Raw genomic sequence first — 19,567 nt, 5'->3', positions numbered from 1 at the left:
AGGCACAACGTTGGCGGGCGCGCTCGCGCCCGCCAATCATCAGATCTTGTTGAACAGACCCAACTGACTGATCTTGCTGAACGCCAGTTGCGCGGCTTGCAGCATGGTCTGTTGCAGGGTCAGACGGGTCATGACTTCTGCCGGATCGGAATCACGGATCGAACCCTGGGTCGTGCTGTTCGCCGTGGTCAGGCTGTCGTTGGTGATGGCCTGCATGTCCAGGGCCTGGCCGCGCGCACCAATGGTGGTGACTGCGGTGCCGATCTGATTGGCGGCAGCGTCGATGTTGCCGAGGCCCGCCTCCATTGCGCCCTGCAATTTCTGCTTGGCAACCGGGTCGCCGTCAACCGGCGTGTTCAGCGCGGTGATCATCTGGCCCAGGGTGTCGAGCACGTTCTGGGTCTGGTGATTGTTCGGCTGGATCGAGAACTGATCGCCAGCGGCCGGCGTGTTGCCCAGCGCGAAGGTCACACCGGCAGCGGTGGCGTTACCGCCGGCCACCGTGCCCGAGGAAACCGGCTTGCTGTCGGCGGTCACTGGCGCGGCATACAGATCGAAATCGGTGGCGCTGGTGAACTTGAGCACCGCGCCGCCCTGCGGGAAAGCTGCGGTGTAGGCTGCCTGATCGGTGATGGTCGAACCAGTGATCACGCTGGTCGACGGGTTACCCGGATTACGCGTGGTGGTGAACGAGTCCGGCGAGGCCGACAGCTGGAAGCTGTGCCCTGCGATAACGGCGTTCGGATTGGTATCGCCGGCCTTCAGGTTGACGTTCAGCTTGAGGTCGACGCCGCGGAAACTGACGGTCTGATTGGCGCCGCTGCTGTCGCTGATCAGGCCATTTTGGCTGGCCTCGGCGGTCACGTCGTTGCCCAAAGCATCGGTGATCTTCAGCTGGGTGCTGCTGACGAAATCGATGGTGTACGGCTGCCCGGCAGTGAACTTGGCGTCGTAGGTGGCGGCAGTGCCGACGGTGCCGTTGGACAGCACGACACGGCCGTCATCCACGGCTGGTGCAGTCATTTTGGTGTTGGTGCGGCCGGTGTTGATGGTCTGCTGAAACGCATCCCAACCAGTGGTGTTGGTACCTACGGTCATGCCGTCGCCGATGCCCAGATCAATAGTGGTCTGGTCACCGTTGTAGCTGAACGTGCCGTCAGAATTCTTCGAGTACGGTGCGGTATCGGTTTTCGAACCGGAGAACAGGTAGTTGCCGTTGGCATCCTTGGCGTTCATCAGGCCCAGCACTTGTTGCTGGATCTCGCCCATCTCCGAGGCGTAAGCCTGGCGGTCCTTGTCGGTGATCGTGCCGTTGTTCGCGGCCAGCGCAAGTTCCTTGGCCCGTGCCAACGCCGTGGTGATCGAATCCAGCGTGGACTCCTGCACGTTCAACGCACTTTTGGTGGTGTTGACGTTGGTTTTGTACTGATCGAGCATCGCTGCCTGCTGGCCCAATTGCAGCAAGCGCCCGGCACCGATCGGATCATCGGCGGCGGTGTTGATGCGTTGCAGGCTGCTCGCCTCGCTCGCGGTGGCGACAGCCTTGTTGAAGTTACGCTGATAATCCGAAGCTTGCGTTCCGTAATACTGGGCGGTGGAAATGCGCATGAATTACGACTCCTTAAAGGCTGTTGATCAGCGTGGCGAAAGTTTCCTGCGCAGCTTTGATGATCTGCGAAGACGCTGTGTAGTACTGCTGGTACTTGACCAGGTTGCCGGTTTCTTCGTCCAGGTTGACCCCGGAAAGCGAATCGCGGGCACCCTTGGCGTTCTCCAGAATCGCCGTGGTCGCGGCGCTGTCGGACTTGCCTTGGGCGGTCTTGGTACCGACGTTGGTCACCAGGGTGTTATAGGCGTCGGTCAGGCTGATGCCCTTGCTAGCCGAACCGGTGTCCACGGTCTGTCTGGTTTGCAATGCGACCAGTGCCTGGGCGTTGCGGTTGTCCGAAGACGCCGCGCCGGTCAGGTTCATGGTGAAGGTCTCGCCGGATTTCGGCGTGCCGCCCACGGTGGTCTGCACGGTGAAGGTCTTCTGCACGTTCGGCGTGACCGTAGTGTCCATCACCGGGTTGCCGCTGGCGTCGACGATGCCGACTTTCAGGTTCAGCGTGTTCGACTGGCCGGGCACGATGGTGCCGGTGCCGATGGTCGCGCCCTTGGCGTCGACCAGATTGTACGATTGGCTGCCGCCGCTGGCTGCGCCGAACACCAGTTTGACCGGCGTCGAATTCTTCAGCGCCGCCTGCATGTCAGCCTGGGCGGTCGGGTTGTAGATGTCGATCTTGTCGCTGAGCGTCGGCTGGGTGTAAGTGCCCAGACCGTTGGCGCTGGCGACGCCGGTGAGCGGACCGGCCGCAGCGATTTTCTTCGGATCGGTCAAGACCGTCTGAATGCTCGCCGCCGCGTTGCGGGTCGGCGTGATTTTGAACGAGTCACCCGCGCTCAGCGCGCCGCCATTCAAGGCCAGGGTGAAACCGTCGATCACTGGCGGCGGATTGGTCGTGGTGCTGAATGCGCCCAGATCGGTGCCGTCGGAACGTTTGACGGTGTAATCGGTGGCACTGGTGAAGGTCACCTGATAATCGCTGGTGGTCAGCTTGCCGGTGTCCTTGATGGTCACATCGAGGTTGCCCGAACCGGCGCTGTTGCCATCCTTCGCAATGCTGCGCTGACTGATCAGGGCGGCACTGTTGATGTTGTTGAAAATCGCCGCGCCGAAGTCACCGTTCTTGTCGATGCCCTGGGCTTGCTGGCTGTTGATCTGATCGGCAATCACCAGAGCGACGCGACCGAGCTCGTTGAGCGACGGGTCGAGGACTTCCTTGCGATAAGTCAGCAGACCGCCGATTTCGCCACCGCTGATCACCGAAGTGATGTCGATGGTGCTCGAACCGCGATCCATCTGGATCGACATGCGCGACGGGTCGGTCTTGCTCGCGACCATGCTCAGGCTGTTGGTGGTGTTGCCGATGACCAGCGGCTGGCCGCTGCCGACATAGATGTCGAAGCTGGTGCCGCGTTCGACGACCTGGGCACCGGTCAGTTCGGAGAGCTGACGCACGGCTTCGTTACGGCTGTCGAGCAGGTCGTTCGGCGCCCCGCCACTGGTGTAGATTTCGCCGATCTTCTGGTTGAGATTGGCGATCGCCGTGGCGAGTTTGTTCACCTGGGCGGTCATGTCGCCGAGGCTGCCGTTGATCGTGGTGTTCTGATCGTTGAGCTGCTTGGCCAGGGTATTGAAACGGCTGGTCAGCGCCTGCGCGCCGGTCAGCACCGACTGACGCGAAGTGTCATCGGTGGCCGACGTCGATACGCCCTGCATCGAGGTGAAGAATTTCTGCAGCACACCGGTCAGGCCGGTGTTGGTGTCCGACAGCATGGCGTCCAACGGCGTCGCCTGCTTGAGGAACGCGGCCGATTCGCTGTCCAGCGAAGTCGCGGTGTGCAGCTGCGATTCCAGGTACGAGTTGTACACCCGGCGCACGTCGGCCAGGGTCGTGCCCGTGCCGATGAAAACGCTGCCGTACTGCTGCGAGGACTTGGTGCCCTGCACGGTTTGCTGACGTGAATAACCGGCGGTGTCGACGTTGGCAATGTTGTTGCCTGTCGTAGCCAGAGAGGACTGGCTGGCCGACAGTCCCGACATCCCGATATTGAGCAAACTCATGGTTCAGACCTTATTACCTGGTGCCTTATAAAGGCGTGGTGGAGACACCCGCCGCAGCGTAGTTTTCAAAACTGTTCATCTGCTTGGCAATTTGCGAAATCTTCGTCGCGTAGTTCGGGTCGGTGGCGTAACCGGCCTTCTGCAACTCGCGTACAAACTGTTCTGGGTTATCGGCCGACTTCAGCACTTCTTGATAGCGATTGTTGCTCTGCAGCAACGTCACCAGATCGTGGAAGCTGTCCTTGTACGAGGCGTAGGAACGGAACTCGGCCGTCTCCTTGACCATCGCGCCATTGCGGAACTCGCTGGTGATCGCGCGGGCCGAATCGCCCTTCCAGTTGCTGCTCGCCTTGATGCCGAACAGGTTGTGGCTGCTGCTGCCATCCTGAGCGCGCATGACCGACTTGCCCCAACCGGTTTCCAGTGCCGCTTGCGCCACCAGATAACGCGGATCGACGCCGATGCGGTCGGCAGCTTCCTTGGCCATCGGCAGCATGGTGTTGACGAATTCGTCGGCCGAACTGAAGGCCTTCTTCGCCGGTGCCAGCGGAATCTGCGCCATGGCGCGGCCGTAGACCTGCATCTGCCCGCCGGCAGCTTTCTGCTCTTCGGCACGGGCCAGCCAGTCGCCGTTGTACAACGCGCCGGAACCGCTGACGGCGGTGGTCGCAGCCCTTTGCGGCAAGGCGTTGGTCGTCGCTGCTGCAGTGGTCGCAGTGGCCACGCTCGGCGCCGACGGCACCAGGCCGGCGAGCAAGCGATCGGCCAGTTTCGGCGGCAGCGCCAGACGCCGCTGATTGATCAGCGCCATGTCGTTGCGATGGGAAACGTCGATGTTGTTCGGCGCATGCACCGAGCGCGATGCCCACAACGGACGCTCGCCGTTGACGCGGGACAGCGGACCGGTGGCGACGGTGCCGGCGGCAATCGGCGTCGGCACGGCGGCGGCCTTGGCCAGCGCTTCCTGCTGCTTGGCGGCGGACGCGGCGGCAGCCTCACCCGGAGCCATCGGTTTGTTCTTCGACATCTGCCGGATCAGCACGTCGGCCAGGCCGATACCACCGCCCTCGCGGGACATGGAAACCGCCAGCTGCTGGTCGTACATTTCCTGATACTGCTTGGCCGCCGGTGTGTTCAGCGGATTGTCCTGGCCGAGCGCTTCGGTGGCCGAACGCATCGACTTGAGCATTTCGCCGAGGAACAGCGACTCGAATTCCTGCGCCACCTTGCGCATGTTTTCGTCGCTGTTCTTGTCGCCGACCTTGAGCTGATTCAGACGATTGAGGTCCGAGTAGGACCCCGAATCGCTGCTGCTGACCAGACCGCTTTTGCGCATATCCATGGTGGCCGGCCTCAGATCACGATCAGGTCGGCTTGCAAAGCGCCGGCCTGCTTCAGAGCTTCAAGAATTGCCATCAGGTCACCCGGTGCCGCGCCGACCTGGTTCACCGCACGGACGATCTCGTCGAGGGTGGTGCCCGGGCCGAACTTGAACATCGGTTTGGCTTCCTGTTCGGCATTCACTCGTGAGCGCGGCACGACGGCAGTCTGGCCGTTGGACAGAGGCCCCGGCTGGCTGACGATCGGGTCTTCGGTGATGGTCACGGTCAGGCTGCCGTGGGTGACGGCGGCCGGCGACACTTTCACGTTCTGGCCGATGACGATGGTGCCGGTGCGCGAGTTGATGATGACTTTGGCGACGGCCTGGCCCGGATCGACTTCAAGGTTTTCCAGGATCGACAGGTAGTCGACACGCTGGCTCGGATCGAGCGGTGCAGTCACACGGATCGAACCGCCATCAATGGCTTGTGCGACGCCAGGGCCGAGCATGTCGTTGATCTTGTCGACGATGCGCTTGGCGGTGGTGAAGTCGGAGCGGTTGAGGTTCAGCGTCAGACTGTTGCCCTGGTTGAAACCGCTCGGCACCGAACGCTCAACCGAGGCACCGCCAGGGATGCGCCCGGCCGACGGAACGTTGACGGTAATCTTCGAACCGTCACGGCCTTCAGCGTCGAAACCGCCAACCACGAGGTTGCCTTGAGCGATGGCGTAGACGTTGCCGTCGATACCCTTGAGTGGCGTCAGCAACAAAGTGCCGCCGCGCAGGCTCTTGGAGTTACCGATCGAAGACACCGTGATGTCGACCTGCTGACCCGGTTTGGCAAACGCCGGCAGATCGGCACTCACCGACACCGCCGCGACGTTCTTCAACTGCACGTTGCCCGATCCCGGCGGCACCTTGATGCCGAACTGCGAGAGCATGTTGTTGAAGGTCTGCAGGGTGAACGGGGTTTGCGTCGTCTGGTCGCCGGTACCGTTAAGCCCGACCACCAGGCCGTAACCGATCAACTGGTTGGAGCGCACGCCGGAAATGCTGGCGATGTCTTTCAGTCGCTCGGCATGTGCAGTGAAGGCAACCGGCAACAACAATGCGGCCAGCATGAGGCTTTTCAGATTCAACGTAGCCACCTAGAAAGGGAACAGCGGGCTGAGGAAGAAGCGGTCGAACCAGCCTGGCTGACTCGTGTCGGCAAACGCGCCAGTACCCGAATAGGTGATGCGCGCATCGGCGACACGGGTCGACGACACGGTGTTGTCGGTCGCGATGTCATCGGCGCGGACCATGCCGGCGATGCGCACCAGCTCGTCACCGGTATTGAGCGTCAGCCACTTCTCGCCACGCACGGCAATGATGCCGTTGGGCAGCACGTCGGCGACGGTCACGGTGATCGAGCCGGTCAGGCTGTTGCTCTGCCCCGACTTGGCGTCGCCCTTGGTCGAACGGTCGGCGCTGTAGCCGGCGTTGAGGCTCAGGTCGTTGCTACCGATCGGGTTGTTGGTGGTCAGGCTGGAGCCGAACAACGAAGTCAGCCCGATCTTGTTGTCGCTGTTCTTGTCCATCTGCGAGTTGGCATTCTTGCTCGCCTGGGTGCGCTCGTTCAGGGTGATGGTGATGATGTCACCGACCCGGAACGCCTTGCGGTCGCTGTACAGGTTCTGCTCGAAGCCGGCCTGATAGATCGAGCCGTTGTTGGCGGCCGCCGGCAACGGCGTGCGCGGCAACACCGGAGCGTAGTAAGGGTCGTTGGGCCTGGGCGTCGGGGCGACGCAGCCCGCGAGCGAGACGACCCCACTCAATGCCAGAACAGATACAAAGCGCTTCATGACCCTACCTCACGGTGTTGCTGGCGACCTCAGGCCGCCCCAAAGACTGGATTACAGATTCTGCGTTACGAACGAGAGCATCTGGTCGGCGGTGGAGATCACCTTGGAGTTCATCTCGTAGGCGCGTTGAGTGGTGATCATGTTGACCATCTCTTCAACGGTGCTGACGTTGGACGTTTCCAGGGTGTTCTGCAGCGTGGTACCGAAACCGTTCAGGCCCGGGGTGCCGATCTGAGGCGCGCCGGAAGCCGCGGTTTCCAGGAACAGGTTGTTGCCCACGGCTTGCAGGCCGGCCGGGTTGATGAAGTCGGCGGTCTGCAGGTTGCCGATCACTTGCGAGGCCGGGTTGCCGGCGATGGTGATCGACACGGTACCGTCGCGGCCGACAGTGAAGGTCTGCGCATCGTTCGGGATGATGATCGCCGGTTCCAGAGCGAAACCGCTGGCATTGACGATCTGGCCATTGGAGTCGAGGTGAAAAGTACCGTCACGGGTGTAGGAGGTGGTGCCGTCCGGCTGCAGGATCTGGAAGAAACCGCGACCGTCGATGGCCATGTCCAGCGGCTGCTCGGTGGTTTGCAGGCTGCCGGCGGTGAAGTTTTTCTGCGTGCCGACGATGCGCACACCGGTACCCACTTGCAGACCCGACGGCAGTTCGCTGTCCTGGGTCGACTGGGCGCCTGGCTGACGCTTGATCTGATAGAGCAGGTCCTGGAATTCGGCACGGTCACGTTTGAAACCCGTGGTCGAGACGTTCGCCAGGTTGTTGGAAATGGTGGTCAGGTTGGTGTCCTGGGCGGACAGACCGGTTTTGGCAACCCATAGAGCCGGAAGCATTCGATTCTCCTCGTGCGCCTGTTTTACGGCGCGACGTTCTGATAATTAGCTGATCTGCAAGACCCGAGCCATGGCCTGGTCGTCGTCTTTGGCGGTGTTCATCATCTTGACGTGCAACTCGAACTGCTTGGCCAGGGCCAGCACCGAAGTCATTTCTTCCACGGCATTGACGTTGCTCGACTCGAGGAAACCCGAGACCAGTTTGACGTTGGCGTCGGCTTGCGCCGGCTGGCCGTCCTTGGTGTAAATCGAACCGTCGAGACCTTTGTTCATGTTCTTGATGTCCGGGTTGACCAGCTTGATCCGGTCGACTTCGGCCATCACGCGCGGACCTTCGCCCATTGCGCGAATACTGATGGTGCCGTCTTCGCCGACTTCGACCTGCTGCTCGGGCGGCACAGCGATCGGGCCGCCGTTGCCGATTACCGGCATGCCGTTGCCGGCGCGCAGTACGCCGAGGGCGTCGATGTTCAGGCTGCCGGTGCGCACGTAGCTTTCGCCACCGTTGGGGTTCTGCACGGCGATGAAACCGTTGCCGGACACTGCGACGTCGAGGTCGCGGCCAGTCTGCACCAGCGAGCCCGGGGTGAAGTCGGTGGCGGGCCGCTCGCTCATGGCAAACGCACGCGCCGGAAAGCTGTCACCGAATACCGGCATCGAACGCGCCTGCTCGAGGTCGCGCTGGAAGCCGTTGGTGGAAATGTTCGCCAGGTTGTTGGCATGCGCCCGCTGCGCCAGTGCGTTCTGGCTGGCGCCGGTCATTGCCACATAAAGGTACTTGTCCACAGTGTTTCCTCTGCATGCCGGACGTTTGCCGCCCACCGCTGTACTGCTCAGCCATAAGCAATTTGCAGACCAACTTTTTATTGGCGGGCAAATGCCCGGTAAACAAGGGACTTGAGGGGATCGGAGGGGAATTTGAAATGTATCGAAGACGAAAAACCGGCGGTGTCATGCCGGTTGGTGGCAATCCTCAGTTCAGCGGGGGGATGGCGATCCTGTGGCGAGGGGATTTATCCCCGCTCGGCTGCGCAGCAGTCGCCAAGCCTGCAAATGCGGTCGCTGGGAAGGAAAAGCGGGGCGGCTTCGCCGCCCATCGGGGATAAATCCCCTCGCCACAAAGGCTCTATTTAGCTTTCGGAGGTTTTGCCCACCTCATACTCACGCAGCTTGTTGGCAATGGTGGTGTGCGAAACCCCCAGCCGCTTGCCCAGTTGCCGGCTGCTCGGGTGCTCGGAATACAACCGCTCCAGCACCGCTTTCTCGAAGCGCCCGACAATCTCATCCAGATGTCCATCCAGGGAGAAATCGCCAAGCGGCTGACGCACGCCATAATCCGGCAGGCGGATATGTTCGGCCTTGACCTTACCGCCGTCGCACAACGAAACCGCCTGGAACAGCACGTTCTCCAATTGCCGCACGTTGCCCGGCCAGTGGTAATGGCTGAGGCGATCCATCGCCGCCGGGGCCAGTTTCGGCAGCGGACAGCCGATCTGCCGACTGGCCTGATCGAGGAAGTGTTCAACCAGCGGCGTCAGACCGTCGAGGCATTCGCGCAACGGCGGAATGTGCAGCGACAGCACGTTCAAGCGGTGATAGAGATCCTGACGAAACTCACCTCGCGCGCACAGTTCAGACAAGTCCACCTGGGTCGCGCAGATCACCCGCACGTCGAGATACACCTCCTCATCACTGCCGACGCGACGGAAGCAGCCGTCCTGAAGAAAGCGCAGCAATTTGACTTGCAAGCGCGGACTCATCTCGCCGACGCCATCGAGAAACAGCGTGCCGCCAGCGGTCAACTCCAGCAGGCCGAGCTTGCCTTCGGCCCGTGCGCCTTCGAAGGCGCCGGGGCCGTAGCCGAACAGTTCGGTCTCGGCCATCGATTCCGGCAGTCCGGCGCAGTTGAGCGCCATCAACGGCGACTGTCCGCGCGGGCTGGCAAGGTGACAGGCGCGCGCGAGCAGTTCCTTGCCGGTGCCGGTTTCGCCTTCTATTAATAGCGGCGCATCCAGCGGCGCCATGCGTCGCGCTTCGCGGACCACGGCGGCCATGACTTTCGAGCTTTGGAAAATACTGTCGAAGCCGCGCAGCTCTTGCTTGCGCACATTGTAGATACGCTCGCCGACGCGGTCGGCGCGGTGCAGAGTCAATACGGCGCCGGCCATGGCCTCGCTGTCATCGTGCTCCGATTGCAGCGGCGCGATGTCGGCAAGAAAGATGTCGCCCTTGACCTTGACCCGCATGCCGTTGATTCGCGATTTGTTGGCGCGCACCAGTTCCGGCAAATCGAAATCCTCAGCGTAGCGCGACAATGGAATCCCCGGCACCTCATCGACACGCACGCCGAGCAATTGCGCTGCAGCGCGGTTGGCCGCGACGATCGAGCCGCCCATGTCGATCGACAGCACCGGAAATTCCAGCGCGCCGAGCAGCGCATTCAATTCCATATGCCGGCGCTCGCTGGGCATCAGCCCGACGCGCTTGACACCGAACACCCCGCCGATTGCCTCGAATTTCGGCCGCAATGCCTGGAACTGGATGTTGATCAGGTTCGGGCAGTGCAGGTAGATCGCGTTGCCATGCTCACCGCCAACCTCACCGCGGGCAACGTTGATCCCGTATGCCACCAGCAGATTGAGAATATCGCGCAGGATGCCGATGCGGTTCTGGCAGTGGACTTTGATGCGCATAGAAAAAGGCCCGACAAGACTGGAAAATTGACACATCCCCTGTGGGAGCGAGCTTGCTCGCGAAGACGGCGGCACATTCTACATTGATGTGTCAGGTCCACCGCTTTCGCGAGCAAGCTCGCCCCCACAGGGGAATCGCGTTGCGCGCCAAACTGTTTTCTGTCGAGGCACGCAGATAGTTGTCAAGATTATGTGACAGCCCCGCCCCATTTCAAACCCGCCAATCACCGCAAACGCGCATTAACCGACCAAGCGTAACGATAACTTTACGAAATCAATCGAATTTTCCTACGCACTCACGGCTCAACATGCTGCGCGCCTTCGCGCTCTGAGGTATTCCTTTAGCCATCGCTGGACATAACAAAAACGAATTTCCTAGCAGGAGAGCAGCATGAAGCAGACGCAATACGTGGCTCGCGAGCCCGATGCGCAAGGTTTTATCGACTACCCCGCCGAAGAACATGCGGTGTGGAACACGCTGATCACTCGCCAGTTGAAGGTGATTGAAGGTCGCGCGTGCCAGGAATACCTGGACGGTATCGAAAAACTCAGCCTGCCCCACGACCGCATCCCGCAACTGGCCGAGATCAATAAAGTCCTCGGCGAGACCACCGGCTGGCAAGTTGCCCGGGTACCGGCGCTCATCCCCTTCCAGACTTTTTTCGAATTGCTCGCCAGCAAGCAGTTTCCCGTTGCGACGTTCATTCGTACTCGCGAAGAACTCGACTATCTGCAAGAGCCGGACATCTTTCACGAAATCTTCGGCCACTGCCCGCTGCTGACCAACCCGTATTTCGCCGAATTCACCCACACCTACGGCAAGCTCGGCCTGCAAGCGACCAAGGAAGAGCGTGTGTACCTGGCGCGGCTGTACTGGATGACCATCGAATTCGGTCTGGTCGACACCCCGCAGGGCAAGCGCATCTACGGCGGCGGGATTCTGTCCTCGCCCAAAGAAACCGTTTACTGCCTGTCGGACGAGCCTGAACATCAGCGCTTCGATCCGCTGGAAGCCATGCGCACGCCGTATCGCATCGACATCCTGCAACCGCTGTACTTTGTCCTGCCGAACCTCAAGCGCCTGTTCGACGTGGCCCATGAAGACATCATGGCCATGGTTCGTCAGGGCATGCAGCTGGGCTTGCACGCGCCGAAATTTCCGCCGAAACCCAAAGCCGCCTGAACCGCGACTTTTGCTGACAATTGCGTCTGTCCGTCGCTGTCACTTTGCTTTAGCGTGACGGCATTGACGGCACACGCGCTTTAATAAAAAACACACTCGTTTTCAGGAATACACCATGTCGACTTTGAACCAAGCCCACTGCGAAGCCTGCCGCGCCGATGCGCCACAAGTCAGCGATGAAGAACTGCCGATCCTGATCAAGCAGATCCCTGACTGGAACATCGAAGTACGCGACGGCATCATGCAGCTGGAGAAAGTTTTCCTGTTCAAGAACTTCAAACATGCGCTGGCGTTCACCAACGCAGTGGGCGAGATCTCCGAGGCCGAAGGTCACCACCCGGGTCTGCTGACCGAATGGGGCAAAGTCACCGTGACCTGGTGGAGCCACTCGATCAAAGGCCTGCACCGCAACGACTTCATCATGGCCGCGCGCACTGACGAAGTGGCCAAGACCGCAGAAGGACGCAAGTAATGCACTTCGACGCCATCGGCCGGGTTCCCGGCGACCCGATTCTCGGTTTGATGGAGGCCTATGCGCAGGATGCCAATCCGCGCAAATTCGACCTCGGCGTTGGCGTCTACAAGGATGCCCAGGGCCTGACGCCGATCCCGGAGGCGGTGAAAATCGCCGAAGCGCGACTGGTCGAAAGCCAGGACACCAAGACCTACATCGGTGGCCATGGCAACCCGCTGTTCGGCAAGGTCATCAACGAGCTGGTGCTCGGCGCCGACTCACAACTGCTCACCGAACAACGCGCCGGCGCCACTCAGACCCCGGGCGGCACCGGTGCCCTGCGTCTGGCGGCCGACTTTATCGCCCAATGCCTGCCGGGCAAAGGCGTGTGGTTGAGCAACCCGACCTGGCCGATCCACGAAACCATTTTCGCCGCCGCCAAGGTTAAGGTCAGCCACTACCCGTACGTCGGCAGCGACAACCGCCTCGACGTCGAAGCCATGCTCGCTGTGCTCAGGGAAGTGCCGAAGGGCGACGTGGTGCTGTTGCATGCGTGCTGCCACAACCCGACCGGTTTCGACCTGAGCCATGACGACTGGAAGCGTGTGCTGGAAGTGGTGCGCAACCGCGACCTGCTACCGCTGATCGACTTCGCTTATCAGGGTTTTGGTGATGGTCTGGAGCAGGACGCGTGGTCGACCCGGTTGTTCGCGGCGCAAGTGCCGGAACTGCTGATCACCAGTTCCTGCTCGAAGAACTTCGGCCTGTACCGCGACCGCACCGGTGCGCTGATCGTCTGCGCGACCAGCGCCGACAAGCTCATCGACATCCGCAGTCAACTGGCCAATATCGCCCGCAACCTGTGGTCGACGCCGCCGGATCACGGTGCTGCGGTGGTCGCGACCATCCTTGCCGATCCAGAGCTGAAAGCGCGCTGGGCCGATGAAGTGGAAGCCATGCGCTTGCGGATCGCGCAGCTGCGCAGCGGTCTGGTCGAAGCGCTGGAGCCCCACGGTTTGCGCGAGCGTTTTGCGCACATTGGCGTGCAACGCGGGATGTTCTCCTACACCGGCCTGTCACCGGAACAGGTGAAAACCCTGCGCGAGCGGCACAGCGTGTACATGGTCAGCTCGGGCCGCGCGAATGTCGCCGGGATCGACGCCACCCGCCTCGCCTTGCTGGCTGACGCCATCGCCAGCGCTTGCAAATAGTTACTGCAACACAAAACCCTGTGGGAGCGAGCCCTGTGGTGAGGGGATTTATCCCCGACCGGCTGCGCAGCAGTCGTAAACCGTTGATCGCGGAGTGTCAGACATTCCGCGAACGCAGGGTTGGGGCCGCTTCGCAGCCCATCGGGGATAAATCCCCTCGCCACAAAAGTCCACTCCCACATTTGGTTTTTGTGGTCGCCTCCCCTCCCTGCGGCCATCTGTCGCATTAATTTGAATTAAAAGTCTGATTGTCATTTTTCCTGCTGTATCCTGCGCAGGCTTTGTAAAGCGCGGAGCACCTGATCTATCAACAGACTTAGCGAGGAGCGCAACCATGCACGAGATTCCCAATCTCCCCTTCCCAAGCCTGCACGTACCTGAGCAGACGACCCCGCAACACGCCGGCGCCGAAAAGCCCGAGCCGCAAGAAGCCGCTGACAGCCGCAAAGCCGACAGCGAAGAGTAAGACCCGCCGTACAGACCGTGTGGAAAGCGCTAACATGCGCTTTCCACACTGCCTGAAACCCGAGCCCGCCATGACCGACGAATTCTCCGAAAGCCAAGCTGCCGTGCTGATCGGCGCCACCGAGAAAATGATCGAGATCTGGAATCGCCTCTCACCCGAGAAACAGGCCGCCCTGCTCGAGCGTTTCGGCAGCGAAGAAAATGCCCTCGCCGCCCTCGTCACCACGCAACTGGTCGCTCCGGCGAAATCCTGAACGCGCCGCCCGGCAAATAGTTTTACTTTTCCCCGCCCTTGAGCGGTTCACGCCGGTATCATGAGCAGCCTATCTAATCGGCTGCTCCCGTGGATCGTTACCCATGTCGTCTATATCCGAGCCCCAGCGTCCGCTGGCGGTTACGCTGCAAGTAGTTTCCATCGTCCTCTTCACCTTCATCGGTTACCTGAACATCGGCATCCCGCTCGCCGTGTTGCCGGGCTACGTCCACAGCGACCTCGGTTTCGGCGCAGTGATCGCCGGGTTGGTGATCAGCGTGCAATACCTCGCCACCCTGCTCAGCCGCCCGTACGCCGGCAAGATCATCGACAACCAGGGCAGCAAACGCGCGGTGATGATCGGCCTCGCTGGTTGCGGTTTGAGTGGTGTGTTCATGCTGATCTCGGCGTGGACACCGAACCTGCCGCTGCTGAGCCTGATCAGCCTGTTGATTGGCCGCCTGGTGCTGGGTAGCGCGGAAAGCCTGGTCGGTTCCGGCTCGATTGGCTGGGGCATCGGTCGCGTCGGCGCGGCAAATACGGCGAAAGTGATTTCCTGGAACGGCATCGCCAGTTACGGCGCCCTGGCGATCGGCGCGCCGTTCGGTGTCTGGCTGGTGAGCCGGCTGGGTTTGTGGAGCATGGGCGTGAGCATCATCCTCCTCGCCCTGCTCGGCCTGGCGCTGGCATGGCCGAAAACTGCGGCACCGATTGTTGCCGGTGAACGCCTGCCGTTCATGCACGTGCTCGGCAAAGTCTTCCCGCATGGTTGCGGACTGGCGCTGGGTTCGATCGGCTTTGGCACCATTGCCACCTTCATTACCCTGTATTACGCGACCCAGCACTGGGACAACGCCGTGCTGTGCCTGAGCCTGTTTGGCGCCAGCTTCATCGGCGCGCGCCTGCTGTTCGGCAACCTGATCAACCGCCTCGGCGGCTTCCGCGTGGCGATTGCCTGCCTGTCGGTGGAAACCTTGGGTTTGTTGTTGCTGTGGATCGCTCCGGATGCGCATTGGGCGCTGGCCGGTGCAGCGCTGAGCGGCTTCGGTTTCTCGCTGGTGTTCCCGGCGTTGGGCGTGGAGGCAGTGAATCTGGTCCCGGCCTCAAGCCGTGGCGCGGCGGTCGGTGCCTATTCACTGTTCATTGATTTGTCGCTGGGGATCACCGGGCCGCTGGCCGGGGCGATTGCGGCGGGGTTCGGCTTTGCGTCAATCTTTCTGTTCGCAGCCTTCGCGGCGTTGAGTGGACTCGGTCTGAGTGTCTATCTGTACAAGCACACGGCGAGATACCGCGAGGCTTAAAAGTCCACCTTGCCGCGCCCGGCCTTGATGCTGCCGCGCTTGGTTTTCGACTCCAGCCGACGCTTCTTCGAGCCGAGGGTCGGCTTGGTCGGGCGGCGTTTCTTTTCGACTTTGGTGGCGCTGAGAATCAGCTCGACCAGCCGCTCCAGCGCATCGGCGCGATTGGCTTCCTGGGTTCGGTATTGCTGCGCCTTGATGATCAGCACGCCGTCGCTGGTGATGCGGCTGTCGCGCAGTGCCAGCAGGCGCTCCTTGTAGAACTCCGGCAGCGACGAGTTGGGAATGTCGAAGCGCAAGTGCATGGCGCTGGAGACCTTGTTGACGTTCTGCCCACCGGCGCCTTGCGCGCGGATGGCGGTCAATTCGATCTCGGCATCCGGCAGATGCACATTGTTGGAAATCACCAGCATGGAAAAGCGTCCGTAATCAGAGGGTGCAGGATAACCTGATTCCCACAGGGGAATATTTTGGGATCTCTGGAAACAACAAACCCGGCACTCTGGCCGGGTTTGTCGTTTCTGCTTGCGCGGTTATTTCGCCGTTGCAGCCACCACCGGCTGCACACTGCGCTTGTTCTTGATCAGGTAGCAGACCCACATGAACACCACCCACACCGGAATCGCATACACCGAGATCTGGATCCCCGGGATCAGCAGCATCACGCCGAGGATGAACACCACGAACGCCAGGCAGACGAAGTTGCCGTACGGATACCACAGCGCCTTGAACAGCGGCGTCTGCTTGGTCTGGTTCATGTGCTGGCGGAACTTGAAGTGCGAGTAGCTGATCATCGCCCAGTTGATCACCAGCGTCGCAACCACCAGCGACATCAGCAGTTCCAGCGCGTGTTGCGGGATCAGGTAGTTGAGCAACACGGCAACCAGCGTCACTGCCGCCGACGCCAGAATCGAACGCACCGGCACGCCGCGCTTGTCGATCTTCGCCAGGCCTTTCGGTGCATCGCCCTGCTCGGCCATGCCCAGCAGCATGCGGCTGTTGCAGTAGGTGCCGCTGTTGTACACCGACAGCGCAGCGGTCAGCACGACGAAGTTGAGGATGTGCGCGGCGGTGTTGCTACCGAGCATCGAAAACACCTGGACGAACGGGCTGCCGCTATAGGAATCGCCGGACGCGTTGAGGGTTTCCAGCAGGCTGTCCCACGGGGTCAGCGACAACAGGATCACCAGCGCGCCGATGTAGAAAATCAGGATGCGGTAGATCACCTGATTGATCGCTTTCGGGATCACGGTTTTCGGCTTGTCGGCTTCGGCTGCGGTGAAACCGAGCATTTCCAGACCGCCGAAGGAGAACATGATGATCGCCATGGCCATCACCAGACCGCTCACTCCGTTGGGGAAGAAACCGCCGTGGGACCACAGGTTACTCACCGACGCTTGCGGGCCGCCGTGGCCGCTGACCAGCAGGTAGCTGCCCAGCGCGATCATGCCGACGATGGCCACAACCTTGATGATCGCGAACCAGAATTCGGCTTCACCGAAGACTTTGACGTTGGCCAGGTTGATCGCGTTGATCAGCACAAAGAATGCGGCAGCGGAGACCCAGGTCGGGATGTCCGGCGCCCAGTAATGGATGTACTTGCCGACCGCTGTCAGCTCGGACATGCCCACCAGAATGTACAGAATCCAGCAGTTCCAGCCCGAGAGAAAACCGGCGAAACCGCCCCAGTATTTGTGGGCAAAGTGGCTGAAGGAACCGGCCACCGGCTCTTCGACGATCATTTCGCCGAGCTGGCGCATGATCATGAAGGCGATGAAGCCGCAGATGGCGTAGCCGAGGATCATCGACGGGCCGGCGGATTTCAGTACCCCGGCAGAACCGAGGAACAATCCGGTACCGATCGCGCCACCGAGGGCGATCAGTTGAATATGGCGATTTTTCAGGCCGCGTTTAAGCTCGCCTGATTGCGAGGGTTGTCCACTCATGAAAAAGGTCTCACGCAAGGTTTGATGATGTTCAGTAGACGTTGCTGCAAGGTTGCGATTTCAGGCAGCCCCGATCAAACCCCAGCGCAGGCACCAGGAGTTCAGCTCATTTACAACGGTCATGCGTCACCTGTTTGTTTTTATCTGTGACGAAATCGAACCCGGCACGCTTGTGGCGCGGCGGAGTGAACAAGGCGGATAGCCTCGAGATTTTTGCGATTACGCAGAGGGTCACAGTTAAAACGCGGCGCATTGTACACCGCTAACCCCCTGCTGCCAGACCCGCCTGATCAGCGTGTCGGTTGCCGGGATTGCGTGTGTCCGCCTCGACAGTCTCGAGCGGCTGCAAAATGTGAGTCAGGCCTTTGCAGGCCATCGGCGGGGACGAGGAGAAAACCGTCCCACGGGGAGAAGTGGAAATTAGTCGCGGCGTTCATTGCGCCTCCTTCTTGTTATTCGCCTGCACGACAGGCATGTGGCGCATCACACCCTGCCTGGAGGCTGGAAACAAGCGCGCCAGAGCCCTGCGTGGCGCACGCTCCGTCGGGTTACGGAAGCTTTTCCTTACAACGGAGGGCGAGACCGGAAATCACCGCGTTGGCGGGCTAACATCGTCAGGTTTTCTTTACAAGGCGTAACGAATATTTTCCGAATCAGACATTTCCGTAGGATGTCTACAAATTGACGGTCGCTAGCTTGCTATACATTTCGCCGGCCTGTTTTTTGTTTTCAAATAAGAAAACCCACCCTGAAAAACAGAACAAAAAGTCTATTTAAAAACCCTCAACCAGGTTTTTCACGTCTCACCGCCCCCCCAAGGGCAACCATCACCTGGACCTGATCTTTTCCGGCGGGGTGTTGGCGCTGGATGACAAGCCGGTTTGCGACGGACGATTCATGTTCTAAGCGACTGGCCCCTTCGCGAGCAGGCTCGCTCCCACATTGGATCTGCGGCGTCCACAAATCCCCTGTGGGAGCGAGCCTGCTCGCGAAAGCGCCTTGTCAGACGCCAGATGAGTTTCGCCAGACGAAAAAAACGCCAACCCTACGGTTGGCGTTTCTGCTTCAACTTGCAGCTTGCCGCTAGAAACTCACAGCTGCCTCACTCAGGCTTCTTGCGTCCAAACCCTGGGCGCTGACCGGAACCGGCCGGTGCGCCGCGGCGTTTGCCCGAGGGCTTGTCGCCGTCGACCAGTTTGATCCCCGGACGCTTCGGCGCCGGTTTGGCCGGGCGCTTGTTGGTGGTGTCGGCTGGACGATCCGCGACCGGCGTACCGCGACCGGCAGGAGCGCCGCGTTCGCCACGCTCGGTACGACCATTGGCCGGACGCGGTGCACGCTCGCCATCACGGGCAACCGGTTTGCGGCCAGGACGCTCGCCTTCAATCTGCGGCTCGCGGCCCGGGCGTGGCCCGGTCGGTGCGCCAGCGGCTGGACGCAGGGTGCGTACGCGCTCGGTCTTGGCCATCGGCCGCGACGATTTACGCTGCATGCGTTCGAGCTTGTCCTTGCTCTTGGCGTTCAGCTGCGGCATTGCCACCGGGGTCAGGCCGACTTCGGCGCTGAGCACGTCGACTTCGTACTGGCTCATTTCGCGCCAGCGGCCCATCGGCAGATCGGAGTTGAGGAACACCGGACCGAAACGCACACGCTTCAGACGGCTGACCACCAGACCCTGCGATTCCCACAGACGACGCACTTCACGGTTGCGCCCTTCCATGACCACGCAGTGGTACCAGTGGTTGAAGCCTTCACCGCCCGGCGCCTGTTGAATATCGGTAAAACGCGCCGGACCGTCTTCCAGCACCACGCCGGCCTTCAGGCGTTCGATCATCTCGTCATCGACTTCACCGCGTACACGCACGGCGTACTCGCGGTCCATCTCGTAGGACGGGTGCATCAAACGGTTGGCCAGTTCACCGTCAGTGGTGAACATCAGCAGACCGGTGGTGTTGATGTCGAGACGGCCGATGTTGATCCAGCGGCCTTCTTTCGGACGCGGCAGCTTGTCGAACACGGTTGGACGGCCTTCCGGGTCGTCACGGGTGCAGATCTCGCCGTCAGGCTTGTTGTACATGATCACGCGGCGCACCGATTCGGCGGCCTCTTCGCGTTTGATCACCTTGCCATCGATGGTAATGGCGTCGTGCATGTCGACGCGCAGGCCGAGGGTGGCGTCTTTGCCATTGACCTTGATCCGGCCCTGGCTGATCCAGGCTTCGACGTCACGGCGCGAGCCGACGCCGATACGGGCGAGGACCTTCTGCAACTTTTCGCCTGCTGGGCCGATTTCCTGGTCGTCTTTCTGATTGATGTCACTCATCTGGGCACCTCCCGGTGTGGTCTGTTCAGGCGGCGCCTGAAGCATTGGAAACTGGTGTTCGGCCGAAGGGAT

At 61.0% G+C, this 19,567-nt stretch carries 17 protein-coding genes; 6 read left to right on the top strand and 11 right to left on the bottom strand.

What is annotated here, in order from left to right; all coding sequences use genetic code 11:
- Positions 1-39: 39 nt before the first annotated feature.
- The 8 genes from ACZZZ4_RS16315 to ACZZZ4_RS16280 all read right to left on the bottom strand — a co-directional run bounded on the left by ACZZZ4_RS16315 (position 40) and on the right by ACZZZ4_RS16280 (position 10,362).
- The gene (locus ACZZZ4_RS16315; RefSeq protein WP_463548230.1) at positions 40-1,608 is read right to left on the bottom strand and encodes a flagellar hook-associated protein 3; all 1,569 of its coding nucleotides are present in this window, start codon (positions 1,606-1,608) and stop codon (positions 40-42) included.
- Between the two features lie 13 nt (positions 1,609-1,621).
- On the bottom strand, positions 1,622-3,667 hold the full coding sequence (gene flgK, locus ACZZZ4_RS16310) for a flagellar hook-associated protein FlgK (protein ID WP_463548229.1): 2,046 nt from the start codon (positions 3,665-3,667) through the stop codon (positions 1,622-1,624).
- A gap of 25 nt (positions 3,668-3,692) precedes the next feature.
- Complete coding sequence (gene flgJ, locus ACZZZ4_RS16305) at positions 3,693-5,009, bottom strand: flagellar assembly peptidoglycan hydrolase FlgJ (protein WP_463548228.1); 1,317 nt, start codon at positions 5,007-5,009, stop codon at positions 3,693-3,695.
- An 11-nt stretch (positions 5,010-5,020) separates the two neighbouring features.
- The gene (locus ACZZZ4_RS16300) at positions 5,021-6,109 is read right to left on the bottom strand and encodes a flagellar basal body P-ring protein FlgI (protein WP_052269122.1); all 1,089 of its coding nucleotides are present in this window, start codon (positions 6,107-6,109) and stop codon (positions 5,021-5,023) included.
- A 27-nt stretch (positions 6,110-6,136) separates the two neighbouring features.
- A complete protein-coding gene (gene flgH, locus ACZZZ4_RS16295) occupies positions 6,137-6,832 on the bottom strand; it encodes a flagellar basal body L-ring protein FlgH (RefSeq protein WP_039761113.1) in 696 nt (231 codons plus the stop codon).
- Between the two features lie 51 nt (positions 6,833-6,883).
- On the bottom strand, positions 6,884-7,669 hold the full coding sequence (gene flgG, locus ACZZZ4_RS16290) for a flagellar basal-body rod protein FlgG (RefSeq protein WP_016771111.1): 786 nt from the start codon (positions 7,667-7,669) through the stop codon (positions 6,884-6,886).
- Positions 7,670-7,714: 45 nt separating this feature from the next.
- Complete coding sequence (locus ACZZZ4_RS16285; RefSeq protein WP_129999011.1) at positions 7,715-8,455, bottom strand: flagellar basal body rod protein FlgF; 741 nt, start codon at positions 8,453-8,455, stop codon at positions 7,715-7,717.
- A 344-nt stretch (positions 8,456-8,799) separates the two neighbouring features.
- Complete coding sequence (locus ACZZZ4_RS16280) at positions 8,800-10,362, bottom strand: sigma-54-dependent phenylalanine hydroxylase transcriptional regulator PhhR (protein ID WP_039761109.1); 1,563 nt, start codon at positions 10,360-10,362, stop codon at positions 8,800-8,802.
- Between the two features lie 391 nt (positions 10,363-10,753).
- On the opposite strand from ACZZZ4_RS16280, the gene phhA reads away from it, so the two are divergent.
- The 6 genes from phhA (at position 10,754) to ACZZZ4_RS16250 (ending at position 15,229) form a co-directional block, all read left to right on the top strand.
- Complete coding sequence (gene phhA, locus ACZZZ4_RS16275; protein ID WP_463548227.1) at positions 10,754-11,545, top strand: phenylalanine 4-monooxygenase; 792 nt, start codon at positions 10,754-10,756, stop codon at positions 11,543-11,545.
- 115 nt (positions 11,546-11,660) lie between these two features.
- Complete coding sequence (locus ACZZZ4_RS16270) at positions 11,661-12,017, top strand: 4a-hydroxytetrahydrobiopterin dehydratase (RefSeq protein ID WP_016771115.1); 357 nt, start codon at positions 11,661-11,663, stop codon at positions 12,015-12,017.
- Positions 12,017-13,210, top strand: a complete 1,194-nt coding sequence (locus ACZZZ4_RS16265) for an amino acid aminotransferase (protein WP_415763339.1) — start codon at positions 12,017-12,019, stop codon at positions 13,208-13,210. The genes ACZZZ4_RS16270 and ACZZZ4_RS16265 overlap by 1 nt, the downstream gene beginning before the upstream one ends.
- Before the next feature lie 334 nt (positions 13,211-13,544).
- Positions 13,545-13,676 carry a hypothetical protein gene (locus tag ACZZZ4_RS16260; protein WP_016771117.1) on the top strand — a complete coding sequence of 44 codons (132 nt, stop codon included), beginning with the start codon at positions 13,545-13,547 and terminating at the stop codon, positions 13,674-13,676.
- A gap of 70 nt (positions 13,677-13,746) precedes the next feature.
- The gene (locus ACZZZ4_RS16255; RefSeq protein WP_039761215.1) at positions 13,747-13,929 is read left to right on the top strand and encodes a hypothetical protein; all 183 of its coding nucleotides are present in this window, start codon (positions 13,747-13,749) and stop codon (positions 13,927-13,929) included.
- Positions 13,930-14,041: 112 nt separating this feature from the next.
- A complete protein-coding gene (locus ACZZZ4_RS16250; protein ID WP_039761213.1) occupies positions 14,042-15,229 on the top strand; it encodes an MFS transporter in 1,188 nt (395 codons plus the stop codon).
- Here the strand turns inward: ACZZZ4_RS16250 and arfB are convergent.
- From arfB to rluB, 3 genes are all read right to left on the bottom strand, one after another.
- Positions 15,226-15,639, bottom strand: a complete 414-nt coding sequence (arfB, locus tag ACZZZ4_RS16245) for an alternative ribosome rescue aminoacyl-tRNA hydrolase ArfB (RefSeq protein ID WP_016771119.1) — start codon at positions 15,637-15,639, stop codon at positions 15,226-15,228. The genes ACZZZ4_RS16250 and arfB overlap by 4 nt on opposite strands.
- Positions 15,640-15,759: 120 nt before the next feature.
- A complete protein-coding gene (locus ACZZZ4_RS16240; RefSeq protein WP_039761099.1) occupies positions 15,760-17,172 on the bottom strand; it encodes an amino acid permease in 1,413 nt (470 codons plus the stop codon).
- 1,102 nt (positions 17,173-18,274) lie between these two features.
- The gene (gene rluB / locus ACZZZ4_RS16235; RefSeq protein ID WP_039761212.1) at positions 18,275-19,495 is read right to left on the bottom strand and encodes a 23S rRNA pseudouridine(2605) synthase RluB; all 1,221 of its coding nucleotides are present in this window, start codon (positions 19,493-19,495) and stop codon (positions 18,275-18,277) included.
- Between the last annotated feature and the right edge of the window lie 72 nt (positions 19,496-19,567).

It is taken from the genome of Pseudomonas sp. AC252 (assembly GCF_979258105.1).
The sequence above is the reverse complement of the archived record's forward strand: the minus strand, read 5'-3'. Positions and strand labels throughout refer to the sequence as shown.

Coding starts and splice junctions, on each gene's coding strand:
- ACZZZ4_RS16315 (WP_463548230.1), bottom strand. CDS start 1,608: ATGCGCATTTCCACCGCCCAGTATTACGGAACGCAAGCTTCGGATTAT.
- flgK (WP_463548229.1), bottom strand. CDS start 3,667: ATGAGTTTGCTCAATATCGGGATGTCGGGACTGTCGGCCAGCCAGTCC.
- flgJ (WP_463548228.1), bottom strand. CDS start 5,009: ATGGATATGCGCAAAAGCGGTCTGGTCAGCAGCAGCGATTCGGGGTCC.
- ACZZZ4_RS16300 (WP_052269122.1), bottom strand. CDS start 6,109: ATGCTGGCCGCATTGTTGTTGCCGGTTGCCTTCACTGCACATGCCGAG.
- flgH (WP_039761113.1), bottom strand. CDS start 6,832: ATGAAGCGCTTTGTATCTGTTCTGGCATTGAGTGGGGTCGTCTCGCTC.
- flgG (WP_016771111.1), bottom strand. CDS start 7,669: ATGCTTCCGGCTCTATGGGTTGCCAAAACCGGTCTGTCCGCCCAGGAC.
- ACZZZ4_RS16280 (WP_039761109.1), bottom strand. CDS start 10,362: ATGCGCATCAAAGTCCACTGCCAGAACCGCATCGGCATCCTGCGCGAT.
- phhA (WP_463548227.1), top strand. CDS start 10,754: ATGAAGCAGACGCAATACGTGGCTCGCGAGCCCGATGCGCAAGGTTTT.
- ACZZZ4_RS16270 (WP_016771115.1), top strand. CDS start 11,661: ATGTCGACTTTGAACCAAGCCCACTGCGAAGCCTGCCGCGCCGATGCG.
- ACZZZ4_RS16265 (WP_415763339.1), top strand. CDS start 12,017: ATGCACTTCGACGCCATCGGCCGGGTTCCCGGCGACCCGATTCTCGGT.
- ACZZZ4_RS16260 (WP_016771117.1), top strand. CDS start 13,545: ATGCACGAGATTCCCAATCTCCCCTTCCCAAGCCTGCACGTACCTGAG.
- ACZZZ4_RS16255 (WP_039761215.1), top strand. CDS start 13,747: ATGACCGACGAATTCTCCGAAAGCCAAGCTGCCGTGCTGATCGGCGCC.
- arfB (WP_016771119.1), bottom strand. CDS start 15,639: ATGCTGGTGATTTCCAACAATGTGCATCTGCCGGATGCCGAGATCGAA.
- ACZZZ4_RS16240 (WP_039761099.1), bottom strand. CDS start 17,172: ATGAGTGGACAACCCTCGCAATCAGGCGAGCTTAAACGCGGCCTGAAA.
- rluB (WP_039761212.1), bottom strand. CDS start 19,495: ATGAGTGACATCAATCAGAAAGACGACCAGGAAATCGGCCCAGCAGGC.